The organism is Arthrobacter sp. Y3221160 (genome assembly GCF_059092585.1).
The window spans coordinates 459,557-476,652 of sequence record NZ_JBNHHU010000002.1 but is presented as its reverse complement, the minus strand read 5'-3'; the positions used below and the strand labels follow the sequence as shown (position 1 = coordinate 476,652).

Sequence of the window (17,096 nt, the reverse complement as noted above, 5' to 3'; positions counted from 1 at the left end):
AGTGGCGGCCCGGGTGGCCAAGGCCGCGCCGGCCGCACGGAATCGGGCGGACTCACCGCGGGAAGATCCGCCGCCGGCCGACGGGCGGCTGCCTCAGCTGCTGCGCGGCCGGCGCCGCTGGCTGATGGCGGCCCTGCTGGGGACCGGCCTGCTGATGGCCGCGGCCGCCGGGGCGAGCGCTCTGCTGATGACCCGGCTGCTCGGCGGCAACGCGCCGGATGCTGCCGGCATCTTGCCGCCCGCCCTCGGCCTGGCTGCAGCGGCGCTGGGGCTGGGCGGCCTACGGGCCCTCGAGCGCGTCCTGGCCGAGCAGCTAGGGCAGGACTACATCCACGAGATCCGCAAGGGACTGGTGGCCTCCGCCCTGGCCACCGACCGCGGACCGTCGCCGGGGGTGACCATCGCGCGCAGTACCAACGACCTCTCCAGCGTCCGGAACTGGATCGCGCTGGGCATCGCGCCGCTGGCGGTCGGCATCCCGCTGATCGCGGGAACCACGGTGGCACTGTGGTTCCTGTCCCCGGTGCTGGCGTTCGCCGTCGTCGTTCCCCTGGTGCTGCTGGCCGCCGGCCTCGCACTGCTGTCCCGGCCGGCGTTCCGGCGCGCCGGCGCCTTGCGCCGCCACCGGGGGCGGCTGGCCGCCCGGCTCGCCGACACGGTGATTGCCGCCGGCACCATCCGTGCCGCCGGCGGCGAGGACCGGGAGGTCAGGCAGATCGACAAGGCCGGGCGGAAGGTGGTGGACGCGGCCGTGCACCGCGCCGCTGCCGCCGGTTACATCCGCGGGGCGGCGGCCGCAGCCGCCTCGCTCGCCGGCGCCGCCGTGGCCGCGGTCGGAACCTGGCAGGCGGTGCCCACTGCGAGCATCGCCGCCGGGCTGACCATTGTGGGGATGATCTCCGCGCCCGTCACGGACCTGGGTCGGGTGGTGGAATACCGGCAGAACTTCCGGGCCGCGCGGCGCATTCTCGGTCCGGCCCTCGCGGTGGCCGCCGCGGCGCGGGATGCTCGACCACGGCGCCCGGCAGCCCGGTCCGGAACCAGTGAGGGGGCCGCGACTGGGACGGCAGCGTCCGGCGCAGCGGCGGAGGCAACCGTCCCGGCGGTTTCCCGCGACGGCGGGGCCGTGCTGGTGGAGGGCCTGGCCGCCTGCCGGAACTGCCCGGTGCCGCCCTTGTCGGCCGGCGCTGGCGCGCGGATCCGAATCCGTACCGCCGATCCGGCGGCCGGGACCAGGGCACTGGAGACACTGGTCGGGATCCGCAGCGACCCGCACGCGGTGGCCATGGTGGGCGGCCGGCACCTGCTGGAAAGCGGCAGCCGCACCCGCCGAAAACTGGTGGGCTACGCCGCCGCGGGCATGTACGTGGAGCGCGGCTCGATCGCCCGCAGCGTGCGGTACCGCCGGCCCGACCTCCCGCCGGACGACGGATCGGCGGCCCTGGAACGCGTCGGCCTCGCCGGCCGCATCGGGCAATTGGAGCGGGGCGAGGAGACCCAGCTCAAGCGCGGCGGCGAACCGTTGACCACCTCCGAGCTGGCCCGGCTGATGCTGGCGAGGGCCTCGCTGGGCGATCCGCCGCTGCTGGTCCTGAACCGGCTCGACGCCGATCTGGACCGGCAGGGAATCGACATGCTGGCGGAGTTCATCCGGGACTACCCGGGGGTGGTGGTGTTCGCCTCCGACCATCCGGACGCGCTCGGCGTGGGGTACACGGACTGGAACATAGACTGCGCCCACGCGGGCCTGGACCTGGTCTGGCGCCGGCATGCTGGAGGCAGGTGACTTGCCCGGGGAGGAAACGTTTGGCGTGAGCGAAGCCTCTGGCGGCCCCACCGTCCATGGGGAGGGCGGGTCGGCGCGACCCGGCGCTTGGGGGGAAGGGCCGGGCCGGCGTGAGCGGGCGGCGCGTACTCGGCTGGCCCGCACTCCGGCCGGCGGGCGTGAGCGGAAGCACCACGCAGCATCCCGCGGTGCCCGGGCGGGCGGGGATATCTTTAGTCCGTGGTCAAAGTTGTGGGAATCATTCAGCCGGTGGAAACCAAGGAGTTGTCGGCCGAGGGTGACACGTATGCCGAAGCCAAGGCCGCGATCGAAGCGCAGGTGCCCGAAGGCTGGCGGCTGCTGCAAATCAAGACGCAGTAGGCGCTGAGGCACTCAAAACGCAGTAGGCACTGAGGTGCTGCCGGGTGCTGGCTACTCGCCGAACAGCCCGCGGATGTCGGTGGCAGTGAGTTTGGAGGAGAACATCGCATCGTCTTCGAGCACCGAGGCGATCAGTTTGGCCTTGCGTTCCTTCAGGGCCATGACCTTCTCTTCGATCGTCCCGCGGGCCACCATCCGGTAGACCATGACGTTCTTGGTCTGGCCGATCCGGTGCGTGCGGTCCACGGCCTGGGCCTCGGTGGCCGGGTTCCACCAGGGGTCCAGCAGGAAACAGTAGTCGGCCTCGGTGAGGTTCAGGCCGAAGCCGCCGGCCTTGAGGCTGATCAGGAACACCGGCGCGTTGCCGTTCTTGAACGTGTCGATGACGTCGGCGCGGCGGCGGGTGGAGCCGTCCAGATAGCAGTACTCGATGCCGGCCGCGTCCAACTGCTGGGCGGTCTTCTTGAGGTAGCTGGTGAACTGGCTGAAGATCAGCGCCCGATGCCCCTCGCCGAGGACGTCTTCGAGTTGCTCGAACAGGACGCCCAGCTTGCTGGAGGGGACCGACGAGTATTTCGGATCCACCAGCGAGGGATCCAGGCTCAGGAGCCGCAACAGGGTCAGCGACTGGAAGATCGTGAACCGGTTCTTGTCCATGTCCTCGACCAGCCGCAGCACCTTCTGCCGTTCGCGCTGCAGGTGCGTGTCGTAGATCCGCCGGTGCTTGGGCGTCAGCTCCACCTCGAGGATCTGCTCCTGCTTCTCCGGCAGGTCGTCGGCCACGGCCTCCTTGCTGCGGCGCATCATCAGCGGTTTGATCCGGTGGCGCAGTTTCTGCAGCAGCTCCTTGTCCTGGCTGCGTTCGATCGGCCGCTGGTACTGGTCCACAAACCGGACCGCGGACGGGAAGAGCCCGGGCGCGACGATGGAGAAGATGGACCAGAGCTCCATGAGGTTGTTCTCCATGGGCGTGCCGGTGATGGCCATCTTGAAGGGCGCGTGCAGATCGCGGGCGCACTGATGGACCTTGGTGGCGCGGTTCTTGACGAACTGGGCTTCATCCAGGATCAGCCCGGCCCAGTCCATCTCCTTGTAGGTGTCGAAATCCAGCCGGAACAGCGTGTAGGACGTGACGATGACGTCGGTGTCCGCCGCGATCTCGGACAGCGGCCGGCCGCGGCCCTGGGTGTCGGTGATGCTCTCGACCCGGAGGTCGGGGGCGAAGCGCCGGCTCTCGTTGACCCAGTTGGACACCACCGAGGTGGGTGCCACGACCAGGAACGGCCGGGCGTTGGCCGGGTCGCCCTGCTGTTTGGCATGCAGCAGCAGGGCCAGGGTCTGCAGCGTCTTGCCCAGTCCCATGTCGTCCGCCAGCACGCCGCCCAACCGGTGCCGCCAGAGGAAGGCGAGCCAGTTGAAGCCTTCGGCCTGGTAGGGGCGGAGGTCGGCGTGCAGGCCGGCCGGCAGCGGGGTCTGCTCGACTGTTTCCAGTTCCAGCAGCCCCTGCACCGATTCGCGCCAGGTACGCGCCTGCACCGTTTCGGTGGCGACTTCCTCAAGGTCCTCCCAGAGGGACGCCTGGTAGCGGCTGATCTGCAGCTGTTCGCCCGATTCCCGGTCCTGCATGTGGCGGGCTTCGTCCACGAGCTGGCGGAGCCGGTCGAAGACCGGCTGCTCCAGCGACAGGTAGGACTTGTCCACCAGCAACAGCCGCGTCTGGCCGCGGGCCAGGGCCTTGAAGATGTTCCCGAACGGGACGGTGCGGCCGGCCACGCGGACCATGACGCCCAGGTCGAACCAGTCGCTCTCGTCGGTCTCCACCGTGCTGATGGTCAGCTCGGGTGCCTCGGTGAGTTCCTGGTAGTCGGGCTTGTCGCCGACAATATCCACGCGCACGCCGTCGAGCTGTTCGAGCGCCGGCAGCGCGTAGCGGGTGAAATCCACGGTGGCCATGTCCCGGAGGGTGCGCGCCGCCGTCGTGCCCACGCCCGGCACCGCCTCGGCCGCCTCCAGCAGGTCCTGCTCGGCCGACAGATCGCGGTAGTGGCTGCCGTCGGGCTGCTCGTCGACCGGCAGGCGCAGCGGCTTGTCCCCGTGGCGATACTCGAGGTGCCAGCCGAGCTGCAGCACGTTGCCTTTTCGGTAGGAGGCGGTCAGCACGAGCTCCGGGGGGACGATCTCCGGGAAGCTCACCGAACCGTCGCTGCTGACGACGTCGATGCGCTGGCTGAGCACGGGGTAGTAGCGCTCCATGAATTGCTCGACGTCGGCGGCCGGCACCTTCAGGGGGGTGCCGGAGAGCAGCAGGTTCGCTTCCTGGTCGGTCACCGGATGCCCGGTCGGGGCCAGCGTGATGACGGTCTGTCCGTCGACGGCGTAGTGGTAGACGCCGTGCGTGCCGACGATGCCCGCCGTCCCGGTGGGCAGTTCCCGCCCGTCGATCCGCAGCGACGGCGTGAGGACCAGGTCGCCGGTCGCGGGGCCGGTCTCCCCGCCGGTCTCCGGGGTGGGGGCTTCCGCCGCGGCTTCGGCCGCGGGGGCTTCCGCGGCGGCTTCCGGAGTGGCGGCGTCAGCGTAAGCGTCGGCCGGGCCGTCGCGGTGGGCGTCCAGGCCGATCACGGCCTGTTCCCGGACCTCGACGACGGTGTCGGCCTTGGCGCCGATCAGGGCGATGCCCAGCCGCTTGGCCTCGGCGAAGAGTTCCCACAAGAGCGGGCTGCTGAACTCGTCGAGGAAGAGCCAGTCGTTGTCTTCGCCGAAGTAGGTGAGGCCGGTGGCCCGGTGCAGCGGTGCAAACTGGCTGAACCAGCGGTGCTGTTCGGGGTCCAGCGGCAGGCCGTAGGTCTTGTAGCTGATGGTGTTCCAGCGCAGCTTGCTGCGGATCCATCGCCCGGTCTCGTTCTGCAGCACGGGACGGACCCCGACGCGCAGCCGGTTCCCGGCCTTGCGCGTCCAGTTCGGGCCCGGCGCGGAGGCCTGCGGCAGGGAGAGGCCCGAGGGCCGGTACTGGCGGTCCTGCCGCCGTCCGGGTTCCAGGAGGTCGAACTGCAGTCCGAGCGGAGACGTACTTTTCGCCTTGGCCTTTGACGGCTTGCCGGTATCCTGCCGGGCGGGGTCCGGCGTTCCGCCGATCAGCCCCTCCAACGAGTCCTGCCAGCCGGCCGGTGCCGGTTCCGGCTCGCGCGCGAAGGCCTGGCTGGAGATGAGGTGCTGGCTGTTGCTGGCCAAGAGCACCGCGGCCACGTGCTTGCAGTCGTCGCCCACCGGGCAACTGCAGGAGGACGATGCCGGGCGCCACTGCCCGCTCTTGCCGGTTTCCAGGTAAATCCGGCAGCGGTACGGCAGGGCGGCGGTGCCAATGACCTTGGCGGTCAGCAGCCGGACGGAGGGGTCCCATACGGGTTCTGCAACGGAGCCGTCGGAGGCGTAGATCTTGCCGCGCGCAAAGGCGGCGCCGCCCACCAGCCGGATGATTTCGCTGACGTCAACCAGCGGAAAAGTGAGAGCGGCCATGGCTTCCATCATCTCACGCTGAAACCGGCGTCCGGCACCTGCCGCTGGCGCTGGGGACGGGGAGGACGACGCCGGAGGGGACGCTCCGCCGTCGTCCTGCGCCGCGGAAGTTACAGGGTGGTGAGGACCTTCGGCTTCTTGTCCTTCGTGTCCAGGATCAGCGCCAGCGCGATGCCGAGCAGCCAGACGTCCTTGGCCACGGGGGTGCCCTCGGAGCTGGGGCGGACGCCGCCTTCGGTGGTCATGTGGGGGGTGTTGAAGTACATGGCCAGCAGCGAACCGGAGAATGCGGCCAGCCCCAGGCCGGCCAGCCGGCTGGGCACGAACGGCAGCAGCAGGGCGGCGCCGAGGGCGGTCTCGCCGTACGCGAGCAGCTTGCCGAACTTCTCGGGTTCCATTTCCTTTAACTGGGGGATCGCGCGGCTGCCCATTTCCTGCATCGCCGCGGCACTGTCTCGGTCCAGGTTCCGCTTGCCCAGACCGGAGTTGAGGATGAACGCGCCGGTGGAAAGGCGCAGGGGAATATGGCTCAGTTTCATCGGGACTGTCCTTCTCCGGTAGGTGGCTGTCATGTTCGAGCCTACGGTCCCGCCGCAGTGTCCGCTAGGGTCCCGACGCAGGGTCCGCCAAGGCGGGAGCGGGCTCTTGGAGGGAAGCTTGCCGGGCACGGTTCTCGCGGCCTGCACCGGCTTCCGCGCCGTTGTCCCTGGCCGGCGCTGCCTACTTCTTGGCGGCCCGGACCACGCGGGCCAGGGCCCGCCCGGTGATCCAGACCAGGGGGATCAGCACGGTGAACAACGCAACCGTGTTTGGCCGGAACGTGGCGGGTCCGGTGCCGTTGCCGATGTAGGCGCCGAGTGGAACGGCCATCCCGCCGCCGCCTCCGCCGGCAGCTCCCCCGGAGTCGCCGCCGCCGAATCCGTACTGGACCATGGCCACGGGCACCACGGTGTCGCCGCCCACCTGCAGCGGTTCTCCGTAGGTCCGGGCGACACCCAGGGACTTGAACTGCTCGGCCAGCCGCTCCGGCACGGACTGCCCGGCCGAAGCGCGCTGCTCCTGTCCGGTCGGCACGCGCTGCTCCTGTCGCAGGGAGGAGCCACTGTCGGGCGGGACGGAACCGGTTTCTGTTGGCATGGCCACATCCTAGTCGAGGCAGGGAGGGGGTCCACCGGTCCGGGCCGGGCTGAAGCTTTCACCCGGTGAGAAAGCCGAGCACGCCGCGGGCTTCGAGGTTAAGGGCGCGGCGCTTGACCCGGATGGCCAGCCGGTAATAGTCCACCAGCTGCTCGCAGAGCACCGGCCAGGTGCGGCCCTGCACCGAGTCGAAGGCGGCCCTGCCCAGCGCGCGGCGCTTGGTGTCGTCGCCCACCAAATCCTGGACGTACCCGCGCAGTTGGTCCAGCCTCCCGGGCTCGTAGATCCAGCCGGTCCGCGAGGGATCGACCAGGTCCACCGGGCCGCCGCGGCCCACAGCGACGACGGGCACGCCGCTGGCCATGGCCTCCTGGATGGTTTGGCAGAACGTTTCGGATTCGCCGGGGTGGACAAAGAGGTCGAAGGAAGCCACATGCCGGGCCAGGTCTTCGCCGCCCTGGAAACCGGCGAAGTGGGCGCCGGGCAGCCTCTCCTGCAGCTCCTCCTTCAGCGGACCCGAGCCGACCACCACCAGCCGCGTGCCGGTTAGGTCGGCCAGCACGGCCAGGTCCTCCACCTGCTTTTCCGCCGCCAGGCGGCCCACATAGCCGATGATCCGTTCGCCGCGCGGCGCCACGGACGCCCGCCAGCCGGCGTCGTGCTTATCCGGATGGAAACGGCTGGTGTCCACGCCGCGGCGCCACAGGTGGACGCGGATGCCGCGGCCGCGCAACTGCTCCATGGCGAACGACGACGGCGCCAGGGTCAGGGTGGAGGCCTTGTGAATGTTCTCCACCCGCTGCCACAGCAGCTCCTGCAGCCAGGGCGCGCCGTAGCGGGCCGCGTAGGCGGGCACCTCGGTCTGGTAGACGGAGACCGTGGGCAGGCCGAGCTGCTTTGCGGCCTGCACCGCACGCCAGCCCAGGATGAAGGGCGACGCCACGTGGACCACGTCCGGACCGAAGTCCGCCAGCACGCGGCGGAGGCGAGCCACGGTTCCGGCCGCCACCCGCACGTTGGGATAACCGCGCAGCGGGATGGACGGCAGGCGGTGGACCGGGTAGCCCTCCACCGTGGCCGGGGCGGTGTCCTCCAGCCAGGACGACGCCGGTGCGATCACCAGGACGTCGTCGCCGCGGCGGCGCAGGTGGGCGATGACCTGCAACAGCGACTGGGTGACCCCGTTCATGTGCGGAAGGAACGATTCGGCAACGATAGCTATCCTCACACCGCCCAGCCTGCCCGCGGCCGGCGACCGGCAGGCAAGCACGTGTGATCGTGTCGGTGAACGGCGGCCTAACTCCACTCTGGGAGGGTGGTCGGGTGACCATGGGACTCCTGGCGCTGATCACCGGCGCAATCTTCTTCGGTTCGGTGGCCCAGCGCATCGCGGGCATCGGGTTCGCGCTGCTGGTGGCGCCGATCCTGGCGATCCTGCTCGGGCCGCACGAGGGCATCATGATGATCAACATTTGCGCCGTCGTCTCCTGCGGGCTGATCGTGCCCCGGGTCTGGCAGGAGATTGACTGGAACCTGCTGCTGTGGTTGTCCGTCCCGGCCGCCGCCGGCACGGTTTTCGGTTCCTGGCTTGCGGTGCAGGTCGCGCCCGCAGTGCTCTCCGCCGTGGTGGGCGGGGTGGTGATGGCGGGGCTGGCCGTGGCGGTGGTGTTGGGCCGTGCCGATGTCACCGTTTCCGGGCAGTTGCCCAAGGTGCTCGCGGGTTTCGGCTCCGGGCTGACCAACGCGCTCGCCGGCGTGGGTGGCCCCACCGTCAGCGCGTACGCCATTCTGTCCCACTGGCCGCCGCGCCGGTTCGCTGCGACGCTGCAGCCATTCTTCCTGCAGCTGTGCATCATCACCGTGGGCGCGAAGCTGGCGGTGGACCCGGGCAGCGTGCCGCAGTTGGACTGGTGGATGTGGGCGGTGATTGTGCTTTCGATCATCATGGGCATCGTTGCCGGCGAACGGCTCGGACGGCGGCTGCGGGACGAGCACGCCAGGACCGCAGTAGTCGTGCTTGCCTTTCTGGGAGCTGCGGGTGCATTGGCCAAGGGGCTGGCGGACTTGATGGCCTGAATCCGGGCCTTTTCCGGTATTCCGGGGAGCAGGAATAGGGGGCTGGCTTTATTTCCCAAAGCGGGTATGGTCTTTAGCAAGACATCCCGCTTGAGAAAGAGGAGCACGAATGTCAGGTAAAACGCCGTCACGCGAGAGTGCCAAGAAACAAGGCAGAAGCATCAAAGAAAAGCGTGCCGAAAAGCGCGAAAAGGCGGTCCTGGAGAACGAAACCGTTCCCAAGCGGCGCAAGCGCTAACACACCGGTAACCAACACCGTCCCTCAAATCGACAGCCCTTGCGGTGCTGCGGTCTAGAGGCGTACGGAATGCCGATGCCGAAAGAATCGTTGAAACACGGTTCTTGCAGACTGGCGGAGCCACGGAAAGAGTCCGCGGAATTTGGTTTCCTGCGTTGAATTTTCGTTGAGCAAATATCCGCCTGCGGGGCGGCCGGATTGATGTCAATGTCATCCGGCCGCCCATTCCATTGTTGAGCCCGACTCTCGAAGCAGTATGAGTTTCCCGGACAAAGCGGGCCGTTCCGAGTTGCGGTGGGGGAGAGCGGCGCGCCGCTGGGAGCGTGGCTGCGGGGTGAGAGGCGTTGAGGCCCATCAGCGGCGCACTTGATAGCGCACGTGAAGCACCCGGTTGCCCTGAATCACTACGTCGGGATCCTCCAGCAGGTGCTGTGCGTGGACCGACCCGAAGTAGCGCTTGCCGGACCCGAACACGACGGGTACGACGTCCATGCGAACCTCGTCGACCAGGCCCGCGGCAAGCATCTGGCCACCGACGTCACCGGCGGCGACCTCGATGATGCGGTCACCCGCAAGCTCTTGCGCCTTGGCCATGGCTGCCTCGACGCCGTCGACGAAGTGAAACGGCGCCTCGGGGTCCCAGCCCTCGGGCTCCGGCCGGTGCGTCACGACGACCACGTGGTCGACCCCGCTCGGAGGCTTCCCGTCCCAGCCGTCCGTCAGGTCGAAGACGTGGCGGCCGACCAGTGTCACCCCGATCTGGTCCCAGTACGGCCGCGTGTAGTCGTAGGACGTCTGCGACACGTTCAACTCGCCACTCTCGTCCAACGGGACGTCGCCGTTGGACAACCAGTCGAACAGAGGTCCGGGCTGGTCATCCTCGTCCGCGACGAAGCCATCCACCGACACCGAGCTGTACATGACCACCTTGCCCACGGGGCTCTCCTCTGCTTCGGGTGCCCCCACACTAACGTCTCGTGAGCTGGTGCTCCAGCAACAAGCGCGGGGAAACTGCAGCGACTCGAACCCGCTGCCAAAGCCCAGCCCGGCACCCGCTGCGTCGGCAGGGTCCGCTCGAGCGCGCCGTGTGCCAATTGCCACGGCACCGAGTCGCTGAACGGACAGGGGCAGCCGGGCTGGCACGATAGAAGCAATGAAACTCACGTCGCGACCGGAAGGCCAGGCCGGACTGCCGATGCCCCTGTGGCTGCAGGGTGTCTTCGAGTTCTTTCAGTGCGCCCTGCTCTCGGCCATCCTGGTGCTGCTGCCGCTGGTAGGTGTGTGGTTCGCGGACGGCTTCGACGACCGCAGCTTCGATTCGCTGGCGCGGCTCGGAGGCCAGGCATGGCTGCTGATCCACGGCGTCCCGCTGGAACTGGCCATCCAGACCGGCTCCAGTTCGGCGGAAACCCTGCGCGGCACGTTATCTCTGGTGCCGCTGGGACTCATGCTCGTTCCGTTCTTCCTCTCCTGGCGCGCCGGACGGCGCTTGGCGAGGGCCTCGTACACCGACCAACTGTGGCAGGCGCTGGGCGGCGCGCTGGGAACGTACGCGGCGGCGGGAGCCGCAACCGCCTACATGGTGCGCACCGACGAAGTGGATATTTCCACTGTGGCCGGCGCGCTCATCCCGCTGCTGCCCGCCGGTGCCGGGCTGATTGTCGGCGCGTACCGGGAGGCCGGATCGTGGGGGCGCTTGATCGGCGTGGATGCAGCGGCCTGGGTCGCCCGCACCAGCCAGCACTCACGCTGGGCGGGATCTTACGTCTGGGCGGCGGTCCGCGCGGGGCTGCTGGCGGTGACGGCCGCGGTGTCCCTCTCGGCCTTGCTGCTCGCCGTGGATCTCGGACTGCACTGGGCCGAAATCGTGGAAATTTACGAACAGCTCGGCGCGGGCATTATCGGCGGCGCAGTGCTCACGGTGGCGCAGCTTGGGCTGGTCCCGAACCTCGTGGTGTGGACGCTGGCATGGTCCTCGGGGGCCGGCTTTGCTATCGGCTCGGGCAGTTCAATCGGTCCGCTGGCCACCACGGTGGGCCCGATGCCCGCGTTCCCGGTGCTGGGGGCGCTGCCCACGGGGGAGCTGTCCTATGGCCTCGCGGCCCTGGCCTTGCCCGTGCTTGCCGGGGTGCTGGCCGGATGGTGGTTCCTGCGCGAGGGCGAGAACCATTTCGACGAGTGGCTCTCCATCAAGATCCAAGCCCGCTGGTTCACCGCATCAGGCTCCACCGTGGTTTTGGGCCTGTTCGTCGGTGCTGTCGCCGGGGCCGTGACCGCCGGGTTGGTGTGGCTGTCCAACGGTTCGCTGGGGATCGGACGGTTGACGGAGATCGGACCCGATCCGATCTCGACCGCCCTCTGGGTGGCGGGCGAAGTCGCCGTCGGCACGATGCTCGGCTACGCGGTGGCCCCTTGGCTGGAACGCGAGCCGGCCAAATCCCGCAGCCGGAAGTAACCTACGGCCTCAGCAGATCGTTCAGGTTCAGCAGCTCGTCTTCATAGGCGGCCAGGCATTCTTCGCGGGCTGACTGCGTAACGGCCATCTGGTTGCAGGCCTCGAACTCGGCCGTCAGCGGCCAGAAAAGCACTTGCGCCAGCGTGGTCAGCAGGAAGAAGCCGCCAGCACCGACACCCAGCACATAGGTAAGCCGGAGCGATCCCGGCAGGCCGGCGCGCACCGCTTTGACGAGTCCGATCACGGCCACCACAATGCTGGCCACGGCAAGCGCGGGAGCCACGGCCTTCCAGGGGAGCGGGAGCGCCGTCGCCAGGAACGTGGAAGCCAGTAGCAGCAGCAGCACACGGATGAAAAGCCCCGCCGACTTGGTCTGTTCCTCGGTCGGCGCCGGGCGCGTGTTCTGCAACATGGGTTTAAGCCTAGGCGAGAGGGACGCATAAAGTTGCTTCCATGCGCATTGTGGTCCTCGTTTCCGGCTCCGGCACCAATCTTCAGGCCGTCATCGACGCTATCGGCGACGGTCGCCTGAACGCCGAGATCGTGGCCGTGGGCAGCGACGTGCCCGGCTGCCGCGGCCTGGAACGTGCCGCCGCTGCGGGCATTGAGACGTTCAGCGTGGCTCCCGGAGACTTCGCCGCCCGGCCGGAATGGAACCGGGCGTTGGAAGAAGCTACCGCCGCCTTCCAACCGGACGTGGTGCTGCTGGCAGGGTTCATGCGCATCCTCGACGCCGTATTTGTTGCCCGCTTCGAGGGGCGGCTGCTCAATACCCATCCGGCGCTGTTGCCCTCGTTCCCCGGCGCCCACGGCGTGCGCGATGCCCTTGCCCACGGGGTCAAGATCACCGGCGTGACAGTGCATCTGGTCGATTCCGGGGTCGATACGGGACCCATTCTCGCCCAGGCCGCGGTGCCGGTGCTCGACGACGACACTGAAGAATCCCTCCACGAACGGATCAAGGTTGAGGAACGCCAACTTCTGGTGCAAACCCTCGCCAACTTCGCCTAGCCTCGGCTCAACAACGACGTCGGTGTCTCGTCGGGGTGCTCCGGCTCGCTTCTCCTTCCCAACACCGAGAATAGGGAGAGTGTTGTCAAGGGACGGCTGACGTTTCGACGTGCTGCAGACCAAACCTGTGGAAAACCTCCGCATCCGCGGAGGCGTCTGGCTAGACTGGCACGCACCTAGCGTCTAGCCGACCAGCACCGGGGGGTCTGAGTGAGCGAGCAGCTACCACTCTCAGCAGGAACGCGCGCTGCCCGTGTCCTTGCCCCGCTCCTCGCAGCGGCTGCCCTCGCCCTATCGGGCTGCACCGGCTCTGCCGGGGCCGAGCCCTCCGCTCCGTCCGCTACTTCTACTCCAGCCAGTCAGACTCCGCCGCCGGTTCCAACCCCGTCACCCGCGCCGACTTACAAACCTGCAACCGAGGAAGGCCCGGCGGAAAATGTGCCGGTGCCAAAACTCCCGAAAGCCGCCTCGGAGAAGTCGAAAAAGGGACTTACCGCCTTCGGTAAGCACTGGCTCGACGTTGTTTCGTACGCATACGAATCAGGAGACGTCATACCGTTGGATACCATTAGTGGTGAGCGGTGCACCATATGTCAACAAGTAGTGACAACCGTTGACGATTGGATGTCAGACGGACATTGGATTGACGGTGGAAAAGTGGAACTGCTGACGTCTCAAACTACCTTTCAGGAGACAGTGGATGAGAGGTATCAAATAGTTCTGCACTTTTCACAGGAAGAGTTGGATTTCTATCGTCCTGACGGAACTTTGAACAATTCCACTGAATCACATGACTCGCTGTTGATGATGGAAGCGACCTATTCAAGTGGCGCGTGGACTGCTGAAGTCGTTGAACTGATGGCCAGCTAGTGAGATGCCTGATTTTCGAGGAGACGCAGCCAGGACAATAGGTGCGCTGTTTGCCGCATTGATAGGCCTGATGGTTTTAGGGGACACTGTATGGGCGGATCGCAAAGATGGAGTTGGGCTGGGTAGTGGTGGTGCTCAAGCGTCGTCGTGGTATTTCCACCCAGGCATGGGTGTGTGGTCAAGCGAGAATTACGCGTCATCTACTGACCCATTTGCTTACCAGTTTCGGCCTCTGTGTTTAGAAGACAAAGCCCACATCTCACCTGGATGCGTGGCTCGTACCGCGCGCTGCACAGAAGGTGACCAGCCCCAACTTGTGCAATGGTACCGAGGCCTTCGAGGAACCGACACAAGTGACTGGGTCGCATTCGGTGGCAATGTTTGTGTGTATGCGGATGAGCCTGCGGACATCATGGAAGAAATCGCGGGGCAAATCCAGCATCAGTTTGAGCAACGGCCGGTGATAGCTGGGGAGGTCTTACTCCAACCGAATGAGCACACACTGAGAGGAGCTAACACAAATATCTACGCTGTGGCCCAGGAGCAGATCTTTGAACTCAATATGCTCGGACAAGAAGTTGTTATCAGGGTTGAGCCCGTGGGCTATGCATGGACTTACGGGGACGGGAGCGGGTTTGGCCCGGTCACAACTCCAGGCGGACCGGTGCCGCTCGAGCGTTGGGGCGAGCAGACGGCGACGAGCCACATCTACCAACAGACGGGGGACTTTCAGATCCTCCTGACTACTACTTTCAGGGGTTATTACTCTGTGAATGGCGGCCAAGAGATCCCAATTCCCAACACTGCTGATTTCCGTTCAGCACCTGTTGCAATCAGCGTCTGGCGTTCAGTGGTCAATAACTACGCAGATAATTGCCTGGAGAATCCCGAGGGTGCGGGCTGTTAGCCAGGAGCCAATTACGTGTTGTGACATGCAGCACTTGAAGCAGTTTTTTCAGAATATGCGGCCGACCCGCGGATAGGGTATGTGACGGTGCTGACGCCACCGAGACGAGCGGCAGTCGGCCCTCGCATACCGTTATTCCAGGGGAGAGCATGAAGAAGTTGATGATGTCCGGCGCCGTGATGGCCGTGGCGGCGATTGCGCTTGTCGGCTGTGGCAGCGAGGCCGGTACCGACAAGCCAGCCGACAGCAACAAACCGGTAGCAGCTACCACCGAAGCGCCGGCGCAGAATGTGCGGACTCCGGAGAAGAACGACCGGATGGCCGAGGATTCGGCCGAAGGCCTGGCCTCCTTCACGTACTACTACTTTGACGCCAAGAATTACGCGGTCCAGACCGGTGATGCAGATCTGATGCGTGAAGTTGCCGCGGATTGCACAGGCTGCATGGCAGAAGCTGACGCCCTCGAGGCTGTTTACGCGGACGGCGGCTGGATTGCCGGCGGCCAGCCGAAGGCGCTGAACGTCGTGGCGTTGGCTAAGGCCAAGGACGACGAAGGCAACCTGAGCGCAGTCGTTCCGTTCATGGAAGATGCCCGTACCACCCTGGACAAGGACGGCCAGACCGTCGAGACCAAGGAATGGGATTCGGACGGAACCACTCTGACAGTGACTGCCAACTACGCCGACGGCGCGTGGTCGATGGTGTCTGTCGAAGAGACGCCGGACGCCGAGATCCCGGAGTAAACCCCGGTCGGCTCCTAGCCACGTGCGCCCTTCCGCCTGATGGCGGAAGGGCGCACTGCCGTCTGCGGGGCGGGGCGGGGCTTTGCACTAGAGAAGTTCGGCGCCCTTGGTCTCGGGAGAGAAGCGCGCCATCCACAACACGGCGAGCAGCACCAGGACTCCGGCGATGGCGAAGGACCAGGCCAGCCCGAGGTAGGGCCACATGACCGAGGCGAAGATGAGTGGGCCGAAGCCCGCGCCGACGCGGGAGAACGTCGATGCCCAGCCGAAGCCCGACCCGCGCAGCTCCGTAGGGTAGAGCTCGGAGACGTAGGTGTACAGCACGGGGATGGCAATCTGCACGATCATGCCGTAGGCCAGCAGCAGAGCCACCACCGCCGCGGGGACATCGATCAGAAGCGCGACGACGACCAGCGTCAGTGCGGACAACGGCCCGGTGATGGCTAGGATCCACTTGCGCCCGGTCTTCTCGACGAAGTAGGCGGCGATGATGACGCCCACCAAGCCCACGGCGGCCATGCCCGCCGTGGTCAGGAAGGCCCGCGCTGCGGCGAACCCGGCGTCGATGAGGATGATCGGCATCCAAGTCAGGGCAAGGTAGTAGACCAGCAGAATGCTGAAGAACAAAGCCCACGCCGCCGTCGTAATTTTCCAGTTGAATTTCCAGACCGCGCGGAACTGCTCCAGGACGTTGACGGCCGACAGGCGCGGCGCCTCGCTCGGTTCAGGCAGCCGCCAGTCGCGAACTGTTGCGCCGGTTCGCTCGATCATGCTGTTGATAACCTGCTCGGCCTCCGCCGTGCGGCCCCGGCTGACCAGATAGAGCGGGGATTCGGGCACCGACCGGCGGACCCAGAAGACAAGCAGCGCCGGCAGCACCATGATCAGCATAGTGAATCGCCAATCGGCCACGGTGGCCATGATGAGGGCCGAGACGACGCCGCAGAGCGCGGCCCCGACCGGCCACCAGCCGTCCATGGCAGTAAGGACCCGCCCGCGAAGCCGCCGCGGCGTGAATTCGCCGACCAGCGCATAGTCCACGGGGACACAACCGCCAAGTCCAAAGCCCGCAATGAACCGGAAAACGCAGAACCAGACGAGGTCTGGGGCGAAGGCTCCGAGGACCGTGAAGAGCGAGAAGACCAGCAACGTGGCAGTGAACGCCGTCTTACGGCCGATGATGTCGGCAATCGATCCCCAGATGAAGGCGCCCAGGGCCATGCCGATGAGGTTCGCGGTGCCGATCCACGCGGCCTGCGCCGGAACGAGGTCCCAGTGGTCAGACAGCAGCGGGATCAGGACGCCGTTGAGCGTGACGTCCCACGCGTCGAACATGAAGCCGAGGCCGCCAAGCAGGAAGATCTTGCCCTGCACCCGCCAGCGCCAGGGGAGTTCCTGCACGATTTGGTCGCCGGTGGGCAGGTGAGCGGTCTGCGTCATTCGTGGCCTTCCAGGGAGTAGCTATGGATACTTTAGTCGCGGGCGGCAGATGAGAACGTTCTCATGGAGTTCTCCTGAACGTCTCACGGTCGGCGTGCATTGTTGATTCATCAGCACCTCACCGCAGGATGAAAGGCATCAACATGAACAAGCGCACTTTGTGGATCGCGACCGGAACCCTCGGCATCATGGCAATCGGTGCCGGTGCCGCCGTCGCGGACTCCGGGTTCGGAAGCCAGGATCTGGGCCCGGGCATCGTCCAGGCGCCGGAAGCACCGGCAGTTGCCCCCGTCGTGAGCAGCAGCGTGTCCCCGACTGCGGTGAATCTGGACAGGCAGGATGTGAAGACAGCGGCCTCCGCCGCTACGGCCGAGAGCCCGACCAGCCCGGTCTCGGCCCAGAGCGCGCCGTCGCCGGTCTCGGCGCAGTCACCCGCCAGCCCGGTCTCGGCCCAGAGCGCGCCCTCGCCGGTCTCGGCGCAGTCCGCGGTTTCGGCCCCGAGCGCGCAGAGTGCTGACTAACGGAGCGCCAATGCTGCCCGGGGTCCCGGAAGTTGCCCA

At 66.9% G+C, this 17,096-nt stretch carries 17 protein-coding genes; 10 read left to right on the top strand and 7 right to left on the bottom strand.

Annotated features, from left to right (window positions below):
• The first annotated feature begins 1 nt into the window (after window position 1).
• Together AC5RWG_RS15120 and AC5RWG_RS15115 are read left to right on the top strand one after the other, a co-directional pair.
• On the top strand, window positions 2-1,786 hold the full coding sequence (locus AC5RWG_RS15120) for an ABC transporter transmembrane domain-containing protein (RefSeq protein ID WP_494026124.1): 1,785 nt from the start codon (window positions 2-4) through the stop codon (window positions 1,784-1,786).
• A gap of 219 nt (window positions 1,787-2,005) precedes the next feature.
• Window positions 2,006-2,146, top strand: a complete 141-nt coding sequence (locus AC5RWG_RS15115; RefSeq protein ID WP_494001544.1) for a hypothetical protein — start codon at window positions 2,006-2,008, stop codon at window positions 2,144-2,146.
• A gap of 51 nt (window positions 2,147-2,197) precedes the next feature.
• Here the strand turns inward: AC5RWG_RS15115 and AC5RWG_RS15110 are convergent, their stop codons facing one another.
• The 4 genes from AC5RWG_RS15110 to AC5RWG_RS15095 all read right to left on the bottom strand — a co-directional run bounded on the left by AC5RWG_RS15110 (window position 2,198) and on the right by AC5RWG_RS15095 (window position 8,024).
• Window positions 2,198-5,659 carry a DEAD/DEAH box helicase gene (locus tag AC5RWG_RS15110; protein ID WP_494167254.1) on the bottom strand — a complete coding sequence of 1,154 codons (3,462 nt, stop codon included), beginning with the start codon at window positions 5,657-5,659 and terminating at the stop codon, window positions 2,198-2,200.
• Between the two features lie 110 nt (window positions 5,660-5,769).
• Window positions 5,770-6,198 carry a hypothetical protein gene (locus AC5RWG_RS15105; RefSeq protein ID WP_494014448.1) on the bottom strand — a complete coding sequence of 143 codons (429 nt, stop codon included), beginning with the start codon at window positions 6,196-6,198 and terminating at the stop codon, window positions 5,770-5,772.
• A gap of 181 nt (window positions 6,199-6,379) precedes the next feature.
• A complete protein-coding gene (locus AC5RWG_RS15100) occupies window positions 6,380-6,796 on the bottom strand; it encodes a hypothetical protein (RefSeq protein ID WP_494014447.1) in 417 nt (138 codons plus the stop codon).
• Window positions 6,797-6,854: 58 nt separating this feature from the next.
• Window positions 6,855-8,024 carry a glycosyltransferase family 4 protein gene (locus AC5RWG_RS15095; RefSeq protein WP_494014446.1) on the bottom strand — a complete coding sequence of 390 codons (1,170 nt, stop codon included), beginning with the start codon at window positions 8,022-8,024 and terminating at the stop codon, window positions 6,855-6,857.
• A gap of 101 nt (window positions 8,025-8,125) precedes the next feature.
• On the opposite strand from AC5RWG_RS15095, the gene AC5RWG_RS15090 reads away from it, so the two are divergent.
• Complete coding sequence (locus tag AC5RWG_RS15090; RefSeq protein ID WP_494014572.1) at window positions 8,126-8,872, top strand: sulfite exporter TauE/SafE family protein; 747 nt, start codon at window positions 8,126-8,128, stop codon at window positions 8,870-8,872.
• A gap of 109 nt (window positions 8,873-8,981) precedes the next feature.
• On the top strand, window positions 8,982-9,110 hold the full coding sequence (locus tag AC5RWG_RS15085; protein ID WP_493978854.1) for a hypothetical protein: 129 nt from the start codon (window positions 8,982-8,984) through the stop codon (window positions 9,108-9,110).
• A 354-nt stretch (window positions 9,111-9,464) separates the two neighbouring features.
• Here the strand turns inward: AC5RWG_RS15085 and AC5RWG_RS15080 are convergent, their stop codons facing one another.
• Window positions 9,465-10,046 (bottom strand): dihydrofolate reductase family protein, encoded by a 582-nt coding sequence (locus AC5RWG_RS15080; RefSeq protein WP_494014445.1) that lies wholly within the window; start codon window positions 10,044-10,046, stop codon window positions 9,465-9,467.
• A 217-nt stretch (window positions 10,047-10,263) separates the two neighbouring features.
• Between AC5RWG_RS15080 and AC5RWG_RS15075 the strand changes: the two genes are divergently transcribed.
• Window positions 10,264-11,565, top strand: coding sequence for a cell division protein PerM (locus AC5RWG_RS15075; protein ID WP_494014444.1), 1,302 nt, complete (start codon window positions 10,264-10,266; stop codon window positions 11,563-11,565).
• Window position 11,566: 1 nt separating this feature from the next.
• Here the strand turns inward: AC5RWG_RS15075 and AC5RWG_RS15070 are convergent, their stop codons facing one another.
• Window positions 11,567-11,977: a hypothetical protein gene (locus AC5RWG_RS15070; RefSeq protein ID WP_494001537.1), complete on the bottom strand. Its 411-nt coding sequence runs from the start codon at window positions 11,975-11,977 to the stop codon at window positions 11,567-11,569.
• A gap of 41 nt (window positions 11,978-12,018) precedes the next feature.
• Between AC5RWG_RS15070 and purN the strand changes: the two genes are divergently transcribed.
• The 4 genes from purN to AC5RWG_RS15050 all read left to right on the top strand — a co-directional run bounded on the left by purN (window position 12,019) and on the right by AC5RWG_RS15050 (window position 15,096).
• Complete coding sequence (gene purN / locus AC5RWG_RS15065) at window positions 12,019-12,576, top strand: phosphoribosylglycinamide formyltransferase (protein WP_494014443.1); 558 nt, start codon at window positions 12,019-12,021, stop codon at window positions 12,574-12,576.
• Between the two features lie 210 nt (window positions 12,577-12,786).
• Window positions 12,787-13,446 (top strand): DUF6318 family protein, encoded by a 660-nt coding sequence (locus AC5RWG_RS15060; RefSeq protein ID WP_494014442.1) that lies wholly within the window; start codon window positions 12,787-12,789, stop codon window positions 13,444-13,446.
• Window positions 13,447-13,858: 412 nt separating this feature from the next.
• Entirely contained in the window at window positions 13,859-14,353 is a 495-nt protein-coding gene (locus AC5RWG_RS15055) for a hypothetical protein (protein WP_494014441.1), read from the top strand.
• Window positions 14,354-14,517: 164 nt separating this feature from the next.
• Entirely contained in the window at window positions 14,518-15,096 is a 579-nt protein-coding gene (locus tag AC5RWG_RS15050; RefSeq protein ID WP_494026121.1) for a DUF6318 family protein, read from the top strand.
• An 87-nt stretch (window positions 15,097-15,183) separates the two neighbouring features.
• Here AC5RWG_RS15050 and AC5RWG_RS15045 read toward each other — a convergent pair whose 3' ends face one another.
• Entirely contained in the window at window positions 15,184-16,536 is a 1,353-nt protein-coding gene (locus AC5RWG_RS15045) for an MFS transporter (RefSeq protein ID WP_494014439.1), read from the bottom strand.
• 143 nt (window positions 16,537-16,679) lie between these two features.
• Here AC5RWG_RS15045 and AC5RWG_RS15040 point away from each other — a divergent pair, with 143 nt between their 5' ends.
• Entirely contained in the window at window positions 16,680-17,057 is a 378-nt protein-coding gene (locus AC5RWG_RS15040; protein ID WP_494014438.1) for a hypothetical protein, read from the top strand.
• The last annotated feature ends 39 nt before the right edge of the window (window positions 17,058-17,096 follow it).